The sequence below is a fragment of the Ramlibacter rhizophilus genome (genome assembly GCF_004681965.1).
Taxonomy (GTDB): domain Bacteria; phylum Pseudomonadota; class Gammaproteobacteria; order Burkholderiales; family Burkholderiaceae_C; genus Ramlibacter; species Ramlibacter rhizophilus.
Genome location: NZ_SMLL01000009.1, coordinates 46,604 through 67,636 on the forward strand (window position 1 = coordinate 46,604; position 21,033 = coordinate 67,636).

Below are 21,033 nucleotides of genomic sequence, written 5' to 3' on the forward strand. Positions count from 1 at the left end.
AAACATGGCAAGCAAACGCGACTACTACGAAGTCCTCGGCGTTCCCAAGAACGCCACCGACGACGAGATCAAGAAGGCCTATCGCAAGCTGGCGATGAAGCACCACCCTGACCGCAACCAGGGTGAGGCAGCCAAGGAGGCGGAAGCGAAGTTCAAGGAGGCCAAGGAGGCCTACGAGATGCTTTCCGACGCCGACAAGCGGGCCGCGTACGACCAGTTCGGCCATGCCGGCGTGGACCCCAACATGCGCGGCGGTCCGGGCGCGGAGGGCTTCGGCGGCTTCGCCGAGGCCTTCGGCGACATCTTCGGCGACATCTTCGGCCAGGGCCGCGGGGGCCGCCCCGGGGGGCGGCAGGTCTTTCGGGGCAGCGACCTGTCCTATGCCATGGAAGTCACGCTGGAGGAAGCGTCCACGGGCAAGGACGCGCAGATCCGCATCCCCACCTGGGAATCCTGCGACGTGTGCCACGGCAACGGCGCGCGGCCCGGCACCCAGGCCAAGACCTGCTCGACCTGCCACGGCCAGGGCGTGGTGCAGATGCGCCAGGGCTTCTTCAGCGTGCAGCAGACCTGCCCGCAATGCCGGGGCACGGGCCGCATCATCCCCGAGCCCTGCCCCAACTGCCACGGCCAGGGGCGCGTGAAGAAGCAGAAGACGCTGGAAGTGAAGATTCCCGCGGGCATCGACGACGGCATGCGCATCCGCAGCGCCGGCAACGGCGAACCGGGCATGAACGGCGGGCCGCCGGGCGACCTGTACATCGAGATCCGCCTCAAGAAGCACGACATCTTCGAGCGCGACGGCGACGACCTGCACTGCGTGGTGCCGGTGAGCGTCACCAGCGCGGCCCTGGGCGGCGAGATCGAGGTGCCCACCCTCTCGGGCAAGGCCGCCATCGACATTCCCGAGGGCACGCAGCACGGCAAGCAGTTCCGCCTGCGCGGCAAGGGCATCAAGGGCGTGCGCTCCAGCTACCCGGGCGACCTGTACTGCCACATCAGCGTCGAAGTGCCGGTCAAGCTCTCCGAGTACCAGCGCAAGCTGCTCAAGGATCTGGACGAGTCGCTGAAGAAGGGCGGCAGCAAGCACACCCCCGGCGAAGGCGGCTGGGCGGACAAGCTCAAGGGGTTCTTCAGCGCCTGAGCGGTCGCAGCGGCTCAGGCTGGCGTATTCCCCCCACAAAAGCCGCATTTATGCCGGGCCGACCGGTCTTTTCCGGCTTGCCCTCTCGTCATGCAGCGGAAACAATCCGCTACTGATGAGGCAAGCCATGTCCCTGAAGCTGTTCCGAAGCACGGGCTACTCCACCATGCTCATGCCCGGCGAGGCGCGGCTCGCGCCGCGCCCGGCAAGGGCGGTGGTCGCCGTGAGTGCCTGGATCGCGCTGGCCTGCAACGTCGGTCTGTGGCGCTCGGCCGTCCAGCTGGATGCGCTGTCGCTCGCCCTGGCGCTGGCGCAGTCGCTGGCCCTGGCGGGGGGCGTTGCCGCGCTGCTCTTCGTGCTGTGCTGGCGGCGCACGCTCAAGCCCGCGGGCTCCCTGCTGCTCGTACTGGCCGCCGCCTCCGCCGCCAGCACCTGGCTGCATCGCCTGCCCAGCCGCCTGCTGCCCGCCGGCCCCGAGCAGGTCTTCCCCGGCTGGGCGGCCCTGCTGGACTGGCGAGTCGGCACCCTGCTGCTCGTCCTTGGCCTGCTCCCCGCACTGGCGCTGTGGCACACCCCGCTGCGGCGCCTCACCGGACCGGCGCAGTTCAAGGCGAACCTGAGCGGCATGGCGGCCGCCGGCGCGCTGGTCGCCTCAGGGCTGCTGCTCGCCTGGGTCCTGGGCCGCTGAAGGCCGGGTAACAAGCTCCTTGAACTGAAAGCGAGGCGCCGGCCGCAGGCTCGGACGCGCCAGCATGGAGGCGCTCGCGCTGGGCGAGCGTGTCTTCAATGCATCTGCAGCATGGGCTTCTTCGACTTCCAGGACCAATCGATCGGGATCAATGCAGCCATCTTCGCCATCGCGGCGGTGGTGGTCTGGATCGCGGGCACGCGCGTCGCGCGCGACGCGGACGAACTGGCCACGGCCACCGGCATCAGCCATGCGGCCGTGGGCCTGGTCCTGCTGGCGGGCATCACCTCGCTGCCCGAGGTGGCGGTGTCACTGAGTTCGGCAGTGACGGACAGCCCCTCGCTGGCGGTCAACAACCTCCTGGGCAGCATCGCCATGCAGATCGCACTGCTGGCGGTGGCCGATGCGGTGTTCGGCAAGGCGGCGCTCACCGTGGTGGCGGGCTCCTCGGTGGTGCTGCTGCAGGTGGTGATGAACATCCTGCTGCTCACGCTCCTGGCGGTGGCCTTCATGGTCGGTGACGTGGCCTTCCTGGGCGCGGGGGCGTGGTCATGGTCGCTCGCCGGGCTGTACGTGTTCGCGATCTGGAAGATCTCGCATTCGCAGGACCGCCACGCCTGGGTGGTCAACATGACCGACGCGCAGCGCCACAAGCGCGAGGAGCGGCGCAAGCGTCGCGAGCAGGAAATGGCCGATTCGCAACCGGGGTCGATCAAGTCGCTGGCCTGGAAACTGGCGCTGGGCGGGCTGGCCATCCTCGTGGCCGGCTACGTGCTCAGCCGCACAGGCGACGCCATCGCGCGCCAGACCGGGCTGGGCCAGAGCTTCGTGGGCGCCGTGCTGGTCGCGATCTCCACATCCCTGCCCGAACTCAGCTCCGTGCTGGCAGCGGTGAAGCTCAAGCGGCTGGAAATGGCCATCTCCGACATCTTCGGCACCAACCTCTTCAACGTGGGCCTGGTGTTCGCGGTGGACGTGGCCTGGCGCGGCGGGCCGGTCATCAACGAGGTCGGCAAGTTCTCGCAGTTCGCGAGCCTGCTGGGCGCGCTGCTGGCGGCCATCTACATGGGCGGGCTGATCGAGCGGCAGGACCGCACCGTGGCCCGCATGGGAGTGGATTCGGCGGCGGTGCTGGTGGCGTACGCGGCGGGGCTGTACTTCCTCTATCAGATGCGCTGATTGGCGCGTGCATGCGGGGAACCGACGCGGCTCGGGCGTTGCTACCTCGGTCGGGCGTCAGCCCGCGACCGAATCCTTCAACGCAGCCACCGATGACTCCTACAAGCCCGCTCACGCCTTCTCTCGTCAAGTCCACCACCGAATCGCCGCCCGACGGAAATCCATCGCAGCAGTCCGCTTCATTCGGCAGCCTGAGCGTCCGAATCGCGCTGCCCGACAGCGCCCGGAGCAGCGCTCTCTCCATGGACCGAATCGAAGTTCGAGCACCAGCCTTCGTGCCGATCACCTCGCGCACGACCGCGCCGCCCTCCGACGAAGAGGATGCTGCGCCGGCCCGCGCAGCGCCAGACTCGAAACAGCAGGCAAAGGACTGTTCGTTTTCAGGGTACGGGCCAGCCGTCCGTACGCTGCTCCAGGACGATGTGCCATCGGCCGTAGAGCTGCCTCGCCCCTGTTCGTTGAACGAAGTGCCTGCGGTCGTGCGTGCAGCGCGGCAGGCGCAGCACGAACTGTCCCTGGATGCGCTCGACTCCGCGGTGACCTTGCAGCCCCTGCTTCCCTTGCTCTTCGATACGGCGCGACCTGCCGCCGAGAACCGCGATCGCCTGTCGGCCGCGCTGCGCACACGGGGGGGCTGGGACGAGCGGCGCGACATGGCGCGGGCATTTCGCCTGCACGACTGGCAGGACGGTGCGGCGCAGAGCAGCGCCGTGTGCCTGCAGGCCCTCACGGAGTTGCTCGGGCCCGACGAGGCCTTTCGGGCCTGCTGCGACACCGCCGACAGCGGCCCCCTCGACATCCTGCTCGCAGGCGCCGTGGATGCGCTGGTCAGGGACCTCGACGTGTCCGCCGTCTGGGACCGATCGACGGGTCTTTCACCGCCCCAGCTCGCCACGCTGGGCCGGGCCTTCGCCGTGAACGCGAGTGCCGGCGACGATGCGGGCGTGGGCCTCACCGACTGGAAGCTGCAGCAGTTGGTCTCGTCCAGCGCCTTCGAGGGCGCGCGCGGCGTGCTGATGGGCGCCTGCCTGATCGGCGCCCACCTGGCGCGCGATCCGCTGCTGGCGCGCATCGCCCCGTGGCAGGCGATGACACATGCCGCCATCCTCGCACGCCTGGACGAGTTCCTGCCGATCGGCGATGACGGCCTGCGGCCAGAGTCGCATGCGCTCCTGCGTCTGGCGGCGGACATGCTGCAGGACCCGACATCCGTGTTCGACGCCCTTGACGCCAATGCTGCCGACGGGCCGCTGCGATCGCTCGACCCCATCGCGCTCCTGGCCGATTTCCATCAGATCGAAGGACGCATCCAAGCCGGAGCGCCTAAGACGCTTCAAGGCCACGACACATCCAGCGCGTCACCCACTCCGGCTGCTGATGCTGCGGCGACAGGAAAGCTCGACGCCAAGCCCTCACAGGGCAGCCGTTTGCCCGTGCTCGACCGCCCCCCCCCCCGGACAGGCCTGACGACCGCCGCCGGTGCGACCCGCTTTCAATCGAAGAGCGCCTGCTGCCCGTCCAGCCGCGGCCGCCGGAAGGCGCTCGCATCGAGCACCAGCCGTTCGCGGTTGAATCCCAATCGGTCGCAGGCGCGGCGGAACCGCTGCCCGATCAGCTCGGCCCAGGGTCCGCTGCCCTTCATGCGGGTGGCGAAGTCACTGTCGTAGTCCTTGCCGCCCCGCATGTCCTGCACCCGGGCCATCACGCGCTCGGCGCGCTGCGGGTAGTGGACCTGCAGCCATTCACGAAACAGCGGGCTCAGTTCCCAGGGCAGACGCAGCACGTGATAGAAGGCGCTGCGCGCGCCGGCCTCCCAGGCGGCTTCCAGCACCTGCTCCAGGTCCTCGGTGAGGAAGGGGATCTGCGGCGCCAGGCTCACGCCCACGGGAATGCCCGCGTCGGCCAGCGCGCGGATGGTGCGCAGCCGCCGGTGGGGCGCGGCGGCGCGGGGCTCCAGCTTGCGCGTGAGCCCCGCGTCCAGCGTGGTGAGGGTGATAAAGACGGATGCAAGCCGGCGACCGGCCATGGGCGCGAGCAGGTCGATGTCGCGCTCCACGCCGCTGGACTTGGTGACCAGCGTGAGCGGATGCGCGCAGTCGTGCAGCAACTGGATGATGTCCCGCGTGAGGCGCAGCTCGCGCTCAACGGGCTGGTAGCAGTCGGTGACCGTGCCCACGGCGAGGGTGCGCGCCTCGTAGCGCGGGCGGGCCAGTTCGGCCTTCAGGACCCCCGCGATGTTGCGCTTGGCGATCAGGCGCGTCTCGAAGTCCAGCCCAGGCGAGAGGCCCAGGTAGCTGTGGGTCGGCCGGGCATAGCAGTAGATGCAGCCGTGCTCGCAGCCGCGGTAGGGGTTGACCGAGCGCTCGAAGAACACGTCGGGCGAGTCGTTGTGCGCGATGGCGCTGCGCGGTTCCTCCCAGCTCACGGTGGTGGCGGGAACATGGGGATCGCTCTCTTCCGGCTCCCAGCCATCGTCGAACACCTCGCGCGCTTCGGTATGGAACCGGTGCGGCAGCCAGCTCGCGGCGCCCCGGCCCTTGATGGCCGCGATCGGCACCCGCTGAATCGATTCACTGTTCATGCATCCAGTATGCCGGCGAGTGGCCGACCGGATCAAGCTCGGCCCTATACCTCGGATGCCATACGGAACCTACTGGCATTTCAGTAATTCCTGAAAGTTGCGGATGCGGCCCCTATGATCGCGCCCATGCCGCTGCAAGACCGCCTGCCACCCCTCAGCCGCGAGTTCGTCGCCCACTTCGGCGAAATGGGCAGCCGCTGGGGCATCAACCGGACCGTGGGCCAGATCTACGCGCTGATCTTCATCTCGCCGGCTGCCGTGAACGCCGACGAGATCGCCGAGACGCTGGAGTTCTCGCGCTCCAACGTGAGCATGGGCCTGAAGGAGCTGCAGGCGTGGCGGCTGGTGCGCCTGAAGCACCTGCCGGGCGACCGGCGCGAGTACTTCGAGGCGCCGCAGGACGTGTGGGAGATCTTCCGCGTGCTCGCCGAGGAGCGGCGGCGCAGGGAGATCGAGCCGACGCTCTCCATGCTGCGCAATGCGCTGATGCAGGAGCCCGCGAGCGAGGCCGACCGCCACGCGCAGGAGCGCATGCGCCAGATGCACGACCTCATCGACCGGCTGCTGAAATGGCTGGACGACGTGCAGAAGCTCTCGCCGGAGACGGCCCTGCAGCTCATGGGCATGGGCAGCACGGTGACCCGCGTGCTCGAACTCAAGGACCGCGTGACCGGCCGCTCGCCGGCCAAGAAAAAGGAGACCTGAAGTGATGGACACCCTGCTGCTTTCGCGCATCCAGTTCGCCGCGAACATCAGCTTCCACATCCTGTTCCCGACCATCACCATCGCGCTGTGCTGGTTCCTGGTGTACTTCCGCGCGCGCTACACCGCCGCCCGGGGCACGCCCGCGGCCCAGGGCTGGGAGGAGGCCTACTACCTCTGGACCAAGGTCTTCGCCCTGAGCTTCGCGCTGGGCGTGGTCTCGGGCGTGGTCATGAGCTTCCAGTTCGGCACCAACTGGCCCGGCTTCATGGAGAAGGTGGGCAACATCGCCGGGCCGCTCCTGGGCTACGAGGTGCTCACCGCCTTCTTCCTGGAAGCCGCGTTCCTCGGGATCATGCTGTTCGGCCGCGGCCGCGTGTCCGACCGCGTGCACCTCTTCGCCACGCTGGCGGTGGCGGTGGGCACGACGCTGTCGGCCTTCTGGATCCTGAGCCTCAACTCCTGGATGCAGACGCCCGCGGGCTTTCGCATGGAGAACGGCGTGATGCACGCGGACGACTGGTTCGCCATCGTCTTCAACCCCTCGTTCCCGTACCGCCTGGTGCACATGCTGCTCGCCTCGACGCTCACGGTGAGCTTCCTGCTCGCGGGCCTGTCGGCCTGGCAGATCCTGCGCGGCACCACCAACCAGGGCACGCGACGCGCCCTGACCACCGGCGTCGTGGCCGCGGCCTGCGCCATCCCGCTGCAGATCTTCGCGGGCGACCTGCATGGCCTGAACACGCTGGAGCACCAGCCGGCCAAGATCGCCGCCATCGAAGGCATCTGGCAGACCGAGCGCCGCGCGCCGCTCACGCTCTTCGGCCTGCCCAACGAGGCCGAGCAGCGCACGGACTACGCCATCACCGTGCCGGGCCTGGCCAGCCTGATCCTCGCGCACGACTGGGACGCCGAGCTCAAGGGCCTGAACGAGTTCCCGGGTGCGCACCCACCCGTGGCACCGGTGTTCTGGAGCTTCCGCGTGATGGTGGGCATGGGCGTGCTGATGCTGGCCGTCTCCTGGTGGGCAGCCGCGTCGCTGTGGCGCGCCCGGAAGAACGATCGGAGCGGGCCCCTGCCCCTGTCCCGCACCCAGCTGCGCGTGCTCGCGGCCATGACCTTCTCGGGCTGGGTCGCGACGCTGGCGGGCTGGTTCGTCACCGAGATCGGCCGCCAGCCTTTCCTGGTCTATGGCCTCTTCCGCACGGCCGACATGGTCGCGCCGCACGCCGCGGGCATGGTGCTCACCACGCTCGTGGGCTACCTGGCCGTGTATCTCTTCCTGCTGGTCGCCTACGTGCTGGTGCTGATGTACATGGCCCAGCACCCGGCCATGCCCCTGCCCGCCTCGCCGCAGGCCGCGCGTCCCGCCGTGCCGGTCGGCGGCCCGGCCTGAAACCCTGGAGTCATCGCATGGACCTCACCTGGCCCCAACTGCTTCCGCTGATCTTCATGGGCGTGATGGGCCTGTCCCTGCTCGCCTACGTGGTGCTCGACGGCTACGACCTGGGCGTGGGCATCCTGCTGCCCTTCGCCGAGGACGACGAGAAGGACCTCATGGTCGCCAGCATCGGCCCCTTCTGGGACTCCAACGAAACCTGGCTGGTGCTGGGCATCGGCGTGCTGCTGGTGGCCTTTCCCTTCGCGCACGGGCTGGTGCTCACCGCGCTGTACCTGCCGGTGGCGGTGATGCTGTTCGGCCTGATCCTGCGGGGCGTGTCCTTCGACTTCCGCGTGAAGGCGCGCGCCGCCCACAAATGGCTGTGGAATGCGCTCTTCGCGGCCGGCTCCCTGATCGCCGCGATGGCGCAGGGCTGGATGCTCGGGAGCTACCTCACCGGCTTCCAGGGCAGCGGCTGGCCCCTGGCCTTTTCCCTGCTGATCGCCCTGACCCTGCCCACCGCCTATGCGGTGCTCGGCTCCGGCTGGCTGATCATGAAGACGGGTGAGGACCTGCAGCGCAAGGCCGTGGCCTGGGGCCGCGCCACGCTGTGGCCCATGGGCCTGGCCCTGGCCGCCATCTCCATCGCCACGCCGCTGGTGAGCCCCACGGTCTTCGACAAGTGGTTCCAGATGCCCACGCTGATCGCGCTGCTGCCCATTCCCGTGGCCTGCGCCGTCGCCTTCTTCGCGGCCTGGCATGTGCTGTCGCGCCCGCGCGTGGTGGCGGCCGGCTATGGCTGGGTGGTGTTCGCGAGCACGGTGCTGATCTTCGTGCTGGCCTTCGTGGGCCTGGCCTACAGCCTGTACCCGTACATCGTGCTGGACCGCATGACCGTGTGGGAGGCAGCGAGCGCGCACGAGTCGCTGGTGATCATCTTCGTGGGCGTGGCGATCACGCTGCCGGCGATCATCGCCTACTCGGCCTTCATGTACCGGGTGTTCTGGGGCCGCGCCAGCGCCCTGAGCTACCTGCCGCCGCCACCCGCCACGCCCGCCACGCCCGCAGGCGACGAGGTGACGGGTCGGGCGTGAAGGCCGGGCGGCTCAAGCCGCGCAGAGTCGAGCCCGGGCTTCGCGGTACTCGCGGCCCAGGCGGGCGATGAGGTCGGCGGCGCTGGTCACCTCGGTGACGGCGCCGATGCCCTGCCCGCTGCCCCAGATGTCCTTCCAGGCCTTCTTGCTGCCTTCGCCGCCGCCGAAGCTCATCTTGCTCGGGTCGCTCTCGGGCAGTTTGTCCGGGTCCAGCCCCGAGGCGACGATGGACGCCTTCAGGTAGTTGCCGTGCACGCCGGTGAACAGGCTGGAGTACACGATGTCGTCGCTGCTGCCTTCCACGATGGCCTGCTTGTAGGCCTCGGGCGCGCGCGCCTCGTGCGTGGCGATGAAGGCCGAGCCGATGTAGGCCAGGTCCGCGCCCATGGCCTGCGCCGCCAGCACCGCGCCGCCGTTGGCGATGGCGCCGGACAGCGCGATCGGCCCATCGAACCACTGGCGGATTTCCTGCACCAGCGCGAAGGGGCTCTTCACGCCCGCATGGCCGCCGGCCCCCGCGGCCACGGCGATCAGGCCGTCGGCGCCCTTTTCCACCGCCTTGCGGGCGAAGGTGTTGTTGATGATGTCGTGCAGCACGATGCCGCCGTAGCCATGCACCGCGTCGTTGACGTCCGTGCGCGCGCCCAGCGAGGTGATGACCACGGGCACCTTGTACTTGACCACCAGCCCCATGTCGTGCTCCAGCCGGTCATTGCTGCGGTGGACGATCTGGTTGATGGCGAAGGGCGCCGAGGGGCGCTCGGGATTCGCCTTGTCCCAGGCCGCCAGGGTCTCGGTGATCTCGTGCAGCCACTCGTCCAGTTGCGATGCCGGCCGCGCGTTGAGCGCCGGCATGGCGCCCACGATGCCGGCCTTGCACTGCTCGATCACCAGCTTGGGATTGCTGATGATGAAGAGCGGCGATCCGATGATGGGAAGCGCGAGGCGGCTGAGGGCGGGCGGCAGACGGGACATGCGGCAGGCTTTCGGTGGTCGGTACTTCAGAAGGCGTCCAGGGCCAGGGCGGTCACGCTGTCCGCGCCTTCGACGATGCTGTCACGCAGCCCCGGCGCCTTGGCCAGGATGTGCTCGGCGTAGAAGCGTGCGGTGGCGATCTTCGCGCGCATGAAGGCTTCGTCCTGTCCCGAGCGCAACAGGTCCTGCGCCACCAGCAGCGAGCGGGCCAGCTGCCAGCCGGCCACCAGGTTGCCCGCGAGCATGAGGTAGGGGACCGATCCGGCGAAGACGGCATTGGGCGACTCCTTGCCGCGTGCCACGACGAAGTCCACCACGTCGAGGAAGGCCTTGCGGGCCGCGAAGAGGCGGTCGGCGACCGCGCGGGCCTCGGGGCTGCCCTGGGCGGCCAGCGCGCCTTCGGTCTGCTCGATCTGCGCGGAGATGGCGCGGGCCGTGCGGCCGCCGTCGCGCGCGGTCTTGCGTCCCACCAGGTCGTTGGCCTGGATGGCGGTGGTGCCTTCGTAGATGGTGAGGATCTTGGCGTCGCGGTAGTGCTGCGCCGCGCCGGTCTCCTCGATGAAGCCCATGCCGCCGTGCACCTGAACGCCCAGCGAGGTGACCTCCAGGCTCATCTCGGTGCTGAAGCCCTTGACCAGCGGCACCATGAATTCGTAGAAGGCCTGGTTCTGCTGGCGCGCCTCGGCGTCGGGATGATGGTGGGCGGCGTCGTAGGCCGCGGCCGCCACCGTGGCCATGGCGCGGCAGCCCTCCGTGTACGCGCGCATGGTCATGAGCATTCGCCGCACGTCGGGGTGATGGATGATGGGCGCGCTGCCCGGGACACTGCCGTCGACCGGGCGGGACTGCACGCGCTCGCGGGCGTAGGCCACCGCCTGCTGGTAGGAGCGCTCGGCCACCGCGATGCCCTGCACGCCCACCGCGTAGCGGGCCGCGTTCATCATGATGAACATGTACTCCAGGCCGCGGTTCTCCTGGCCCACCAGGAAGCCCACGGCACCGGGTCCGGTGCCGTTCACGTCTTTCGCCGCCGTGCCGTCGCCGTATTGCAGCACCGCGGTGGGCGAGGCCTTGATGCCCATCTTGTGCTCGATGCTCACGCAGTGCACGTCGTTGCGCGCGCCGGGCGTGCCGTCCGCATTCACCAGGAACTTGGGCACGACGAACAGGCTGATGCCCTTGACGCCCTCGGGCGCGCCGGTCACGCGCGCGAGCACGAGGTGGACAATGTTGTCCGCCATGTCGTGCTCGCCGTAGGTGATGAAGATCTTGGTGCCGAAGATGCGGTAGGTGCCGTCGGCCTGCGGCTCGGCGCGCGTTCGCACCAGGGCCAGGTCGCTGCCGGCCTGCGGCTCCGTGAGGTTCATGGTGCCGGTCCATTCGCCGCTCACCAGCCGGGGCAGGTAGGTGGACCTGAGTTCGTCCGAGCCGGCGGTGAGCAGGGCCTCGATGGCACCGTCGGTGAGCAGCGGGCACAGGGCGAAGCTCAGGTTGGCCGAGTTGAGCATCTCGCCGCAGGCCGCGCCGATGGTCTTGGGCAGGCCCTGGCCGCCGACCTCGGTGGGGTGCTGCAGGCCCTGCCAGCCGCCTTCGCTGTACTGGCGATACGCCTCCTTGAACCCGGGCGTGGTGTGGACCTGGCCATCGCGCCACAGCGACGGTTCGCGGTCACCCGTGGCATTCAAGGGCGCGACGGCTTCCTCGTTGAACTTCGCGCATTCCTCGAGCACCGCCTGGGCGGTCTCGAAGCCGGCGTCCTCGAAAGCGGGCAACTTGGCGAGCTCGTCGATGCCCGCCAGGTGGCGGATGTCGAAGAGCATGTCCTTGAGGGGGGCGCGGTAGGTCATGGCACGTGTCTCCGGCAGGTGATACCTCCATCCCCTCTGGGAAAGGAGCGGGGCTGACGTTCTCCTTCCCCCTCTGGGGGAAGGTCGGGATGGGGGCCCGCGCGCCGATGACGCGGGCGGCTCGCGCGGCCCCCGCCCCTGCCCTCCCCCAGAGGGGGAGGGAGTGGGTTCTTACAGCGCCTTGGTCAGTTCCGGCACCGCCGTGAACAGGTCGGCTTCCAGGCCGTAGTCGGCCACCGAGAAGATCGGCGCTTCCGGGTCCTTGTTGATCGCCACGATCACCTTGGAATCCTTCATGCCGGCCAGGTGCTGGATCGCGCCCGAGATGCCGCAGGCCACGTACAGCTGCGGCGCGACGATCTTGCCGGTCTGGCCCACCTGCCAGTCGTTGGGGGCATAGCCCGCATCGACGGCCGCGCGGCTCGCGCCCAGCGCGGCGCCCAGCTTGTCGGCCAGCGGCGTCATGACCTCGTTGAACTTCTCCGAGCTGCCCAGGGCGCGGCCGCCGGAGACGATGACCTTGGCGGCAGTGAGCTCGGGGCGGTCGCTCTTGGCGATCTCCTGGCCGACGAAGCGGCTCTTGCCGCTGTCGGCCACGGCGTCGATCTTCTCGACCGCGGCGCTGCCGCCGGAGGACGCCGCGGCATCGAAGCCGGTGGTGCGCACCGTGATCACCTTGACCTTGTCCTGGCTCTGCACGGTGGCGATGGCGTTGCCGGCGTAGATGGGCCGCTCGAAGGTGTCGGGGCTGTCCACCTTGGTGATGTCGGAGATCTGCGCCACGTCCAGCTTCGCGGCCACGCGCGGCGCGGCGTTCTTGCCGTGGGCGGTGGCGGGAAAGAGGATGTGGCTGTAGCTGCCGGCCAGGGCCAGCACCTGCGCGGCCACGTTCTCGGCGAGCTGGTGCTCCAGCGAGGCGCCGTCGGCATGGATCACCTTGGCGACGCCGGCGATCTTCGCGGCGGCTTCGGCGGCGCCCGCGGCGTTGTGGCCGGCGACCAGGACGTGCACCTCGCCCCCACAGGCGGCGGCGGCGGTGACGGTGTTGAACGTGGCGCCCTTGAGGGCGCCGTTGTCGTGTTCGGCGATGACGAGAGAGGTCATGAAAAGATTCCTGGAGAGGTCGCGCGGGGCGTCAGATCACCTTGGCTTCGTTCTTGAGCTTGTCCACCAGGGTGGCCACGTCGGGCACCTTCACCCCGGCGCCGCGCTTGGGCGGCTCGCTCACTTTCAGCGTCTTCAGGCGCGGCGACACGTCCACGCCCAGGTCCTCGGGCTTGAGCGTCTCCATCGGCTTCTTCTTGGCCTTCATGATGTTGGGCAGCGTGACGTAGCGCGGCTCGTTCAGGCGCAGGTCCGTGGTGACGATGGCCGGCAGGTCCAGCGACAGCGTCTCCAGGCCGCCGTCCACTTCGCGGGTGACCTGCGCCTTGCCGTCAGCGATCTCCACCTTGGAGGCGAAGGTGGCCTGCGGCATGTCGGCCAGCGCGGCGAGCATCTGGCCGGTCTGGTTGCAGTCGTCGTCGATGGCCTGCTTGCCCAGGATGACGATCTGCGCCTGCTCCTTGTCCACCACGGCCTTGAGCAGCTTGGCCACGGCCAGGGGCTGCAGTTCCTCGGAGGTCTCCACCAGGATGGCGCGGTCGGCGCCGATGGCCATGGCCGTGCGCAGCGTCTCCTGGCACTGCGCGACGCCGCAGGAAACGACGATCACTTCGGTGACCACGCCCTTTTCCTTCAGCCTCACGGCCTCCTCGACCGCAATCTCGTCGAAGGGGTTCATGCTCATCTTGACGTTGGCGATGTCCACACCCGTGTTGTCCGACTTGACCCGGACCTTCACGTTGTAGTCCACCACCCGCTTGACCGAAACGAGGGCCTTCATGCTGGGGACGCTCCTGAGTTGGAATTGACGTTCACGTAAACCGGTGGATTCTATGCCCCGTGGGCCGGTCAACGGCCCGCGGTGGCCTCGCTGCCGACGAGGTGAACCACCCGCTGCGGGTAGGGGATGACGATGCCGGCCTGGCGCAGGCTCTTCAGCACGGCCAGGTTGACTTCCGATCTCACGTTGAGCTGGCCGTTGGCCGGATCGCCGATCCAGAAGAGGAGCTGGAACTCCAGCCCGTCGGCGCCGAAGCGCGCCAGGCGCGCGGCCGGGGCCGGATCCTTCAGCACGCGGGCGCAGCCGGTGGCCGCCTCGCACAGCAGGCGCTGGACCTCGTCCACGTCGCTGTCGTAGCCCACCGCCACATCCGTGGACAGCAGGATGAGCGGATCGGCCAGCGACAGGTTCTCGATGCGCTCGGTGATCAGCTTCTCGTTGGGCACGATCGACTCCCGGCCGTTGGGCGCCCGGATGAGGGTGTAGCGGGTCTTGATGTCCATGACCTGCCCCTCGAAGTTGTCCACCCGCACCGTGTCGCCGATGCGCAGCGACCGCTCGAAGAGGATCACGAAGCCGCTCACGTAGTTGGAGGCGAGCTTCTGCAGGCCGAAGCCCAGGCCGACGCCGATCGCGCCGCCCAGCACCGACAGCGCCGTGAGGTCCACGCCGAGCGTGGACAGCGCCGCCAGCACGCCGACCAGCAGCAGGCCCGCGCGCACGACGTTGGCCGCCACCCGCCGCAGCGACAGGTCGCCGGTGGCCTGGCGCATCACCCGCCGCTCCAGGGCGGCCGAGATCCACAAGGTCAGCACCAGCACCACGCCGGCCACCAGCAGGTTCTCGATCAGGCCCAGCACGCTCACCTGGGTCTTGCCGACGGTAAAGCGCAGCGCTTCGAGCCGCGCCAGCACCGGCTGGAGCACGCCACCGATCCACAGCACGGCCATGAGCCAGGCCAGCCAGGAGAACAGGCGTTCGACCAGCCGCGCCGCGGCGGAGGTCGGAAACACGACGGTGAGGACGCGGGCCAGGAAGCGGATGCCGGCCAGCGCCAGGAGCACCGGCACGGCCAGGTGCAGCAGGGCCACCGGCTGGAAGCGCGCCACCACCAGCATGGCCGAATACACCAGGGCGAGCGAGAGCAGGGGAAACAGCAGCCCATCGACGATGAAGCGGCCGAACCAGACCGAGCTGCTCTCGCGGCGCCGGCCGATCGCCCAGGCCATGCCGGCCGCCACGCCCAGGCAGGCCAGCAGCACGCCCAGCTCCCACCAGAGCGCAGGCTGCGCGAGCTGCAGCGCCAGGCGGTCCAGCACCGGGCTCACAGGTCGGCCAGGGCGCGCAGGTGCGCCTCGACGCTGCGGCCCAGGGCCGCGAGGTTGTAGCCGCCCTCCAGGCAGGAGACGATGCGCCCCTGCGCATGCCGCCGCGCCACCTCGCGCAGGCGGGAGGTGATCCAGGCGTAGTCCTGCTCCACCAGGCCGAGCTGGCCCAGATCGTCGTCGCGGTGCGCATCGAAGCCGGCGCTGATGAAGATCATCTCGGGCCGGAAGGCCTCCAGGCGCGGAAGCCACACCTGCTCGATCAGCTCGCGCACGTCCATGCCGCGGGTGTACGCGGGAACGGGCAGGTTCACCATGTTGGGCGCGCGCGGCACATCGCCGCTGAAGGGATAGATGCCCTGCTGGAAGATGCCCACCATCAGCACGCGCTCGTCGCCGGCCAGGATGTCCTCGGTGCCGTTGCCGTGGTGCACGTCGAAATCCACCACGGCCACGCGCGACAGCCCGTGCCGCTCCAGGGCGTGCCGCGCGGCGATGGCCACGTTGTTCAGGAAGCAGAAGCCCATGGCCTGCGAGCGGCACGCATGGTGCCCCGGCGGGCGGACGGCGCAGAAGGCGTTCTCCAGTTCACCGGCCATGACCGCGTCGGTGGCGGCCAGCGCGGCACCCGCGGCACGCTGCGCGGCTTCCCAGGTGTGCAGGTTCATCGCCGTGTCGGCATCGACGTGGCAGTAGGCCGGCCCGCCCGCTTCGCGCTGCTCGGCCAGCTCGGCTTCGAGCCCGCGCAGGGCCGCCATGTGCAGCCGGTCGTGGGCCAGCTCCAGGTCGGACAGGGCGGCCGAGGGTGCCTCGCGCCGCTCCAGCAGGTCACCCACGCCCGAGGCCAGGAGGCGGTCCTCGATCGCGTCGAGCCGCTCGGGGCATTCGGGATGGCCCGGCCCCATTTCATGGCGCCGGCAATCGGCATGAGTGAAATACCCGGTCTTGTGGGCAGGCATCGCAGGCGACTCTGGAGACGACTTGAAATTCGGATAACGTCGCGCCATGCAAGCACAACGAGAACTCGCAGGACTGCTCGATCAGCTTAACACGGTGATCGTGGGCAAGAGCGCGCAGGTCCGCGACTGCGTGGCCTGCCTGCTGGCCGGTGGCCACCTGCTGATCGAGGACGTGCCCGGCGTGGGCAAGACCACGCTGGCGCATGCGCTGGCGCGCTCCTTCGGCCTGCAGTTCTCGCGCGTGCAGTTCACCGCCGACCTCATGCCCAGCGATCTCTCGGGCGTGTCCGTGTACGACCGCGGCAAGGAAGGCTTCGTCTTCCATCCCGGGCCGGTGTTCGCGCAGGTGCTGCTGGCCGACGAGATCAACCGCGCCAGCCCCAAGACGCAGAGCGCCCTGCTGGAGGCCATGGAGGAACACCAGGTGAGCGTCGAGGGCGAGACCCGGCCGCTGCCCGACCCCTTCTTCGTCATCGCCACGCAGAACCCGCAGGACCAGCTCGGCACCTTCCCCCTGCCCGAGTCGCAGCTCGATCGCTTCCTCATGCGCATCTCGCTGGGCTACCCCGACCGCGCCGCCGAGCGCGAGCTCCTGCGCGGGCAGGACCGCCGCCAGATGGTGGCGTCGCTGCGCGGCACGCTCTCGCCCGCATCGCTGGCCGCCCTGCAAGCCCAGGTCCAGCAGGTGCACGTGGCCGACAAGCTGCTGGACTACGTGCAGGACCTGGTCGCGGCCACGCGCTCGGGCCGCTGGTTCCTGCAGGGCCTGTCGCCGCGCGCCAGCCTCGCCGTGCTGCGCGTCGCCAAGGCTCAGGCCCTGCTGGACGGGCGCGACTACGCTGGCCCGGACGACGTGCAGGCCATCCTGCCGCAGACCATCGCCCACCGCCTCGTCCCCGTGGGACAGGCGGGCCGGGGCCCGGTGGAGCAGGTGCTGGCCATGCTCGAGGCCGTGCCGCTGCCGTGAACGCACGCCGGCCGCAGGCCGCCTCCGTCGTCCACCCGGCGCCGGGCCGCTCCAGTCCGATGGCGGCGCTGCGGGGCCTGCCTGCCCGCTGGCGCCAGTGGTGGCACGCGCGGCTTCCGCTCACCGACACGCTCACGCTGACCCAGCGCAATGTGTACATCCTGCCCACGCGCGCGGGCTGGCTGCTCGCGGCCACGCTCGTGGTGCTGCTGGTGGCCTCCATCAACTACCAGCTCAACCTGGGCTATCTGCTCACCTTCCTGCTCGCCGGCTGCGCGCTGGTGGGCATGCATGTGACGCATGCCACCCTGCGCGGGCTGCAGCTCACGCTGGAGCCGCCGCAACCGCAGTTCGCGGGCGCCGGCGCAAGCCTGGGCATCGTGCTCGTGAGCGAGCTGCGCCGCACCCGCCACGGCATCGGGCTGCGCGTGCGCGAAGGCGCCGGCGCGGACAACTGGGTCTGGTGCGACGTGGCTCCGCAGGCGGGCACCCCCGTGCGGGTCGGCTTCGCCGCCACGCGCCGCGGCCTGCACCCAGTGCCGGCCATCACCCTGGAAACCCGCTATCCGCTGGGCACCTTCCGCGTCTGGACGGTGTGGCGGCCGGCCGCGCGGGTGCTGGTCTGGCCTGCCCCCGAATCGCCCCCGCCGCCCTTGCCGCCCGGCGAGCCGCGCGGCGGCAGCGGACCGGCCCGGGTCGCCTTCGCCGGCGAGTTCGAGGGCGTGCGGGCCTACCGCACCGGGGACCCGCTGCGCGGCGTGGTGTGGAAGAAGGCGGCCCGTACCGGCGAGCTGGTCAGCCGCGACACGCAGCAGGCGCGCCGCCACGAGCTCTGGCTGGACTACGCCCAGGCCGGCCCGGGCGACGTGGAGCAGCGCCTCTCGCGCCTGGCTGCCTGGGTGCTGCAGGCGGACCGCCTGGGCCTGGACTTCGGCCTGCGCGTGCCCGGCAAGCAGCTGGAGCCGGGCCGGGGAGAGGCCCACAAGCGGCGCTGCCTGGAGGTGCTCGCACTGTGCTGAGCGCCCTGCGCCGCCGCATCGGCTCGCTCCCGCGCGAAGGACGCGACACGCTCTTCCTGCTGGCGGTGATCGGCTGGATCGTGCTGCCGCAGGCAGGCGCCCTGCCCCTGTGGTGCAGTGCCCTGGTGCTGCTGGTGCTGGGCTGGCGCGGCTGGCTGGCGCTGAGCAACCGGTCACTGCCACGCGCGCGCTGGCTGGTCGCCCTGCTCGCCTCCGGCATGGCCGCCACCGCGCTGAGCCACGGCACCCTCCTGGGACGCGAGGCGGGCGTGACCCTGATCGTGGTGCTGCTGGCGCTCAAGACCCTGGAGCTGCGGGCCCGGCGCGATGCCTTCGTGGTCTTCTTCCTCGGCTTCTTCACGCTGCTGACCAACTTCTTCCATTCGCAGTCGCTGGCCATCGCCGCGGCCATGCTGGTGGGGCTGCTGGGCCTGCTCACGGCGCTGGTCAATGCGCACAAACCGGTGGGCCGGCCCCCGCTGGCCGCGTCCGCCCGCACGGCGGGGGTGATGGCGCTGATGGGCGCACCGATCATGCTCGTCCTCTTCGTGCTGTTCCCGCGCTTCGGCCCGCTCTGGGGCATCCCGGCCGACGCGATGACCGGCCGCAGCGGCCTGTCGGCCAGCATGGAGGTGGGCAACGTGGCGCGGCTAGCGCTGGACGAGAGCATCGCCATGCGCCTGCGCTTCGAGGGCCCCGTGCCCGAACGCAGCGACCTGTACTTCCGCGGCCCCGTGCTCACCCGCTTCGACGGGCGCAGCTGGCAGCCGCTCTATTCCGGCCGCTCGGCCTGGCTGACCGGTGCAGGCCGGGTGGCCCCCGTGCGCCTGCAGGGCGAGCCGCTGCGCTACCAGGTGACCATGGAGCCGAACAACCGGCCCTGGCTGCTGACCCTGGACGTCGCCGGCGCGGCGCCCGAGGTGCCCGGCCAGCGCGTCATCGGCACGCCCGAGCTGCAGTGGCTGCTGCTGCAGCCCGTCACGGACCTCCTGCGCTACGAGGCCGAGAGCTACGTGCGCTGGACCCAGGGCCCGCTCGGCAGCGCCGCCGCCCTGCCGCTGGAATACCGCGAGCTTCCCCCCGGCTTCAACCCGCGCACCCTCCAGCTCGCCACCGACCTCATGCGCGAGAGCACCGCGCCGCCCGAGGACAAGGCCGCCCTGGTCCAGGCCGCGCTCACGCGGCTTCGCACCGGCGGCTACCGCTACACGCTGGAGCCCGGCACCTTCGGCGAGCACAGCGCCGACGAATTCTGGTTCGACCGCCGCGAGGGCTTCTGCGAGCACATCGCCTCGGCCTTCGCGGTGCTGATGCGCGCCATGGACATCCCCACGCGCATCGTCACGGGCTACCAGGGCGGCGAGCGCAACCCCATCGACGGCTACTGGGTGCTGCGGCAAAGCGACGCGCACGCCTGGGTCGAGGTCTGGCTGGCCGGCCGCGGCTGGGTGCGCGTGGACCCGACCTCCTCCGTCGCCCCCGGACGCACCGGCAGCTTTCAGCGCCTGCAGCCCGCGCCCGGCGTGCTGGCCAATGCGGTGGGCGCCGTCAACCCTGCGCTGGCCATGACCCTGCGCAGCGCCTGGGAGGCGCTGGACAACGCCTGGAAGCAGCGGGTGCTCAATTACACGCAAAGCCGCCAGCTGAACCTCCTGCGCCAGCTCGGCTTCCAGTCGCCGAGCTGGCAGGACCTGCTGCAGGTGCTGGTGCTGCTTCTCGCCGGCGCCGCCACGCTGGGGGCCACCTGGGCGGCCTGGGAGCGGCGCCGGCAGGACCCCTGGCTGCGCCTGCTGGCGCGTGCCCGTGGGCGGATGGAAAAGTGCGGACTCGTGTTGCCGCCCACCCACGGGCCGCGCCAGCTCGCGGCCGCGGCCCGCACGCACTTCGGCGCGGCCGCCGATCCGCTGGCAGACTGGCTGCTGCGCCTGGAGGCGCAGCGCTATTCGCGCCAGTCGCAGCAGCGGCTGCCCGCCTTGCGCCGACAATTCAAGCAACTGCCCTGGCCCGTTCCACGCTGATGTCCCCCCGCCTGCTCGCCACCGGGCTGCTCGCCGCAGCCGCCTTTGCCCTGCCCCTTTGCGCCGCGGCGGCGGACCCCGCGCCACGCCAGCGCGCGAGCGCGCCCCAGGCCAAGCCCACCGACAAGAAGGCCAAGGCTGCCGCCGCGAAAACGTCCGCGGCCAAGCGCAAGCCGGCGGCGGCAGCAGCAGCGAAAAAGGTGTCGCACCCGTCGCCCGCTCCACGCGAAACCTACGCCGGCCGGCCCGAGGCCATGCGCTTCGCGCAGGAGGTCGCCGAGCGCCGCGGCCTGGATGCGGCCTGGACCCGCCGGGCCCTGTCCGAAGCCCGGCCCCTGGCCATCGTGCAGCGCCTGATGCAGCCGGCGCCGCCCGGCACCCGCAAGAACTGGGCGGCTTACCGCAGCCGCTTCATCGACCGCGTGCGCATCGAGGGGGGCCTGCGCTTCTGGCAGGAGAACCGCGCCGCGCTCCAGAAAGCCGAGGCCGAGTACGGCGTTCCGGCCGAGATGATCGTCGGCATCATCGGCGTGGAGACCCTCTACGGCCGGCACATGGGGGACTTCCGCGTCATCGACGCCCTGGCTACCCTGGCCTTCGACCACCCGCCGCAGCACCCGCGCGCCGCCGAGCGCGCCGAGTACTTCCGGGGCGAGCTGGAACAGTTCCTCTCCACCCAGCACCGACGCGGCCTGGACCCGCTGGAGCCCCTGGGCAGCTTCGCGGGCGCCCAGGGCCTTCCGCAGTTCATGCCCACCAGCTGGGTGCGATGGGCGGTGGACTTCGACGGCGACGGCCGCGTCGACCTGCGAAACAGCGCCGCGGACGCCATCGGCTCGGTCGCCAGCTACTTCAAGGGCCACGGCTGGCAGACCGGCATGCCCACGCACTACCCCGTGAGCTTCGACGCCGACCACCTGGACCTCGACGCCCTGCTCGCCCCGGACATCCTGCCCACCTTCAACGTCGCCAGCTTCGCCGCCAAAGGCGCCGTGCTCGATGGCGCCGCGCAGGGCCACGCCGGCCCGCTGGCGCTGGTGGAACTGCAGAACGGAGAAGGCCTGCCCACCTACGTGGCAGGCACCGAGAACTTCTACGTGGTCACGCGCTACAACCAGTCGAGCTACTACGCGATGGCGGTGATCGAACTGGGACGGGCGGTGGCGGAGCAGCTCGGTCGCTAGCAGCGGTTCGAGACGAAGCGCGGCGAGAAAAGACCGTCGCCGGCGCGGGTTCCCGGCGATAGCCGAACTCAGAAGCTGAGAACGG

The 21,033-nt window shown here is 70.2% G+C and carries 17 protein-coding genes; 10 read left to right on the top strand and 7 right to left on the bottom strand.

Features of this window, described 5'->3' with window-relative positions; translation table 11 throughout:
- The first annotated feature begins 4 nt into the window (after nucleotides 1-4).
- The 3 genes from dnaJ to EZ242_RS20435 all read left to right on the top strand — a co-directional run bounded on the left by dnaJ (nucleotide 5) and on the right by EZ242_RS20435 (nucleotide 3,011).
- Entirely contained in the window at nucleotides 5-1,144 is a 1,140-nt protein-coding gene (gene dnaJ, locus EZ242_RS20425) for a molecular chaperone DnaJ (RefSeq protein WP_135287063.1), read from the top strand.
- Nucleotides 1,145-1,271: 127 nt separating this feature from the next.
- Entirely contained in the window at nucleotides 1,272-1,832 is a 561-nt protein-coding gene (locus EZ242_RS20430) for a hypothetical protein (protein ID WP_135287064.1), read from the top strand.
- A 111-nt stretch (nucleotides 1,833-1,943) separates the two neighbouring features.
- On the top strand, nucleotides 1,944-3,011 hold the full coding sequence (locus tag EZ242_RS20435; RefSeq protein WP_135287065.1) for a sodium:calcium antiporter: 1,068 nt from the start codon (nucleotides 1,944-1,946) through the stop codon (nucleotides 3,009-3,011).
- A 1,492-nt stretch (nucleotides 3,012-4,503) separates the two neighbouring features.
- Here EZ242_RS20435 and EZ242_RS20440 read toward each other — a convergent pair.
- The gene (locus tag EZ242_RS20440; RefSeq protein WP_135287066.1) at nucleotides 4,504-5,592 is read right to left on the bottom strand and encodes a PA0069 family radical SAM protein; all 1,089 of its coding nucleotides are present in this window, start codon (nucleotides 5,590-5,592) and stop codon (nucleotides 4,504-4,506) included.
- Between the two features lie 126 nt (nucleotides 5,593-5,718).
- Between EZ242_RS20440 and EZ242_RS20445 the strand changes: the two genes are divergently transcribed.
- The 3 genes from EZ242_RS20445 to EZ242_RS20455 are packed head-to-tail and all read left to right on the top strand — an operon-like array spanning nucleotide 5,719 to nucleotide 8,769.
- On the top strand, nucleotides 5,719-6,297 hold the full coding sequence (locus EZ242_RS20445; RefSeq protein WP_135287067.1) for a GbsR/MarR family transcriptional regulator: 579 nt from the start codon (nucleotides 5,719-5,721) through the stop codon (nucleotides 6,295-6,297).
- 4 nt (nucleotides 6,298-6,301) lie between these two features.
- Complete coding sequence (locus tag EZ242_RS20450) at nucleotides 6,302-7,690, top strand: cytochrome ubiquinol oxidase subunit I (RefSeq protein ID WP_135287068.1); 1,389 nt, start codon at nucleotides 6,302-6,304, stop codon at nucleotides 7,688-7,690.
- Nucleotides 7,691-7,707: 17 nt separating this feature from the next.
- Complete coding sequence (locus tag EZ242_RS20455; RefSeq protein ID WP_135287069.1) at nucleotides 7,708-8,769, top strand: cytochrome d ubiquinol oxidase subunit II; 1,062 nt, start codon at nucleotides 7,708-7,710, stop codon at nucleotides 8,767-8,769.
- Nucleotides 8,770-8,781: 12 nt separating this feature from the next.
- Here the strand turns inward: EZ242_RS20455 and EZ242_RS20460 are convergent, their stop codons facing one another.
- From EZ242_RS20460 to EZ242_RS20485, 6 genes are all read right to left on the bottom strand, one after another.
- Entirely contained in the window at nucleotides 8,782-9,744 is a 963-nt protein-coding gene (locus tag EZ242_RS20460) for an NAD(P)H-dependent flavin oxidoreductase (protein WP_135287070.1), read from the bottom strand.
- Between the two features lie 26 nt (nucleotides 9,745-9,770).
- Nucleotides 9,771-11,591, bottom strand: a complete 1,821-nt coding sequence (locus tag EZ242_RS20465) for an acyl-CoA dehydrogenase (protein ID WP_135287071.1) — start codon at nucleotides 11,589-11,591, stop codon at nucleotides 9,771-9,773.
- A 171-nt stretch (nucleotides 11,592-11,762) separates the two neighbouring features.
- Nucleotides 11,763-12,695, bottom strand: a complete 933-nt coding sequence (locus tag EZ242_RS20470; RefSeq protein ID WP_135287072.1) for an electron transfer flavoprotein subunit alpha/FixB family protein — start codon at nucleotides 12,693-12,695, stop codon at nucleotides 11,763-11,765.
- 31 nt (nucleotides 12,696-12,726) lie between these two features.
- Nucleotides 12,727-13,476, bottom strand: coding sequence for an electron transfer flavoprotein subunit beta/FixA family protein (locus EZ242_RS20475; RefSeq protein WP_135287073.1), 750 nt, complete (start codon nucleotides 13,474-13,476; stop codon nucleotides 12,727-12,729).
- Nucleotides 13,477-13,544: 68 nt separating this feature from the next.
- Nucleotides 13,545-14,804 carry a mechanosensitive ion channel family protein gene (locus tag EZ242_RS20480; protein WP_420821263.1) on the bottom strand — a complete coding sequence of 420 codons (1,260 nt, stop codon included), beginning with the start codon at nucleotides 14,802-14,804 and terminating at the stop codon, nucleotides 13,545-13,547.
- On the bottom strand, nucleotides 14,801-15,760 hold the full coding sequence (locus EZ242_RS20485; RefSeq protein ID WP_135287074.1) for a histone deacetylase family protein: 960 nt from the start codon (nucleotides 15,758-15,760) through the stop codon (nucleotides 14,801-14,803). The genes EZ242_RS20480 and EZ242_RS20485 overlap by 4 nt, the downstream gene beginning before the upstream one ends.
- A 46-nt stretch (nucleotides 15,761-15,806) precedes the next feature.
- On the opposite strand from EZ242_RS20485, the gene EZ242_RS20490 reads away from it, so the two are divergent.
- From EZ242_RS20490 to mltB, 4 genes are read left to right on the top strand one after another with little or no spacing between them, the layout of a single operon-like run.
- The gene (locus EZ242_RS20490) at nucleotides 15,807-16,727 is read left to right on the top strand and encodes an AAA family ATPase (RefSeq protein ID WP_135287075.1); all 921 of its coding nucleotides are present in this window, start codon (nucleotides 15,807-15,809) and stop codon (nucleotides 16,725-16,727) included.
- 59 nt (nucleotides 16,728-16,786) lie between these two features.
- Nucleotides 16,787-17,746 (top strand): DUF58 domain-containing protein, encoded by a 960-nt coding sequence (locus EZ242_RS20495; RefSeq protein WP_135287213.1) that lies wholly within the window; start codon nucleotides 16,787-16,789, stop codon nucleotides 17,744-17,746.
- Complete coding sequence (locus EZ242_RS20500) at nucleotides 17,743-19,764, top strand: transglutaminase TgpA family protein (RefSeq protein WP_135287214.1); 2,022 nt, start codon at nucleotides 17,743-17,745, stop codon at nucleotides 19,762-19,764. The genes EZ242_RS20495 and EZ242_RS20500 overlap by 4 nt, the downstream gene beginning before the upstream one ends.
- Entirely contained in the window at nucleotides 19,761-20,948 is a 1,188-nt protein-coding gene (gene mltB, locus EZ242_RS20505) for a lytic murein transglycosylase B (RefSeq protein WP_240787192.1), read from the top strand. The genes EZ242_RS20500 and mltB overlap by 4 nt, the downstream gene beginning before the upstream one ends.
- Nucleotides 20,949-21,033 lie beyond the last annotated feature (85 nt).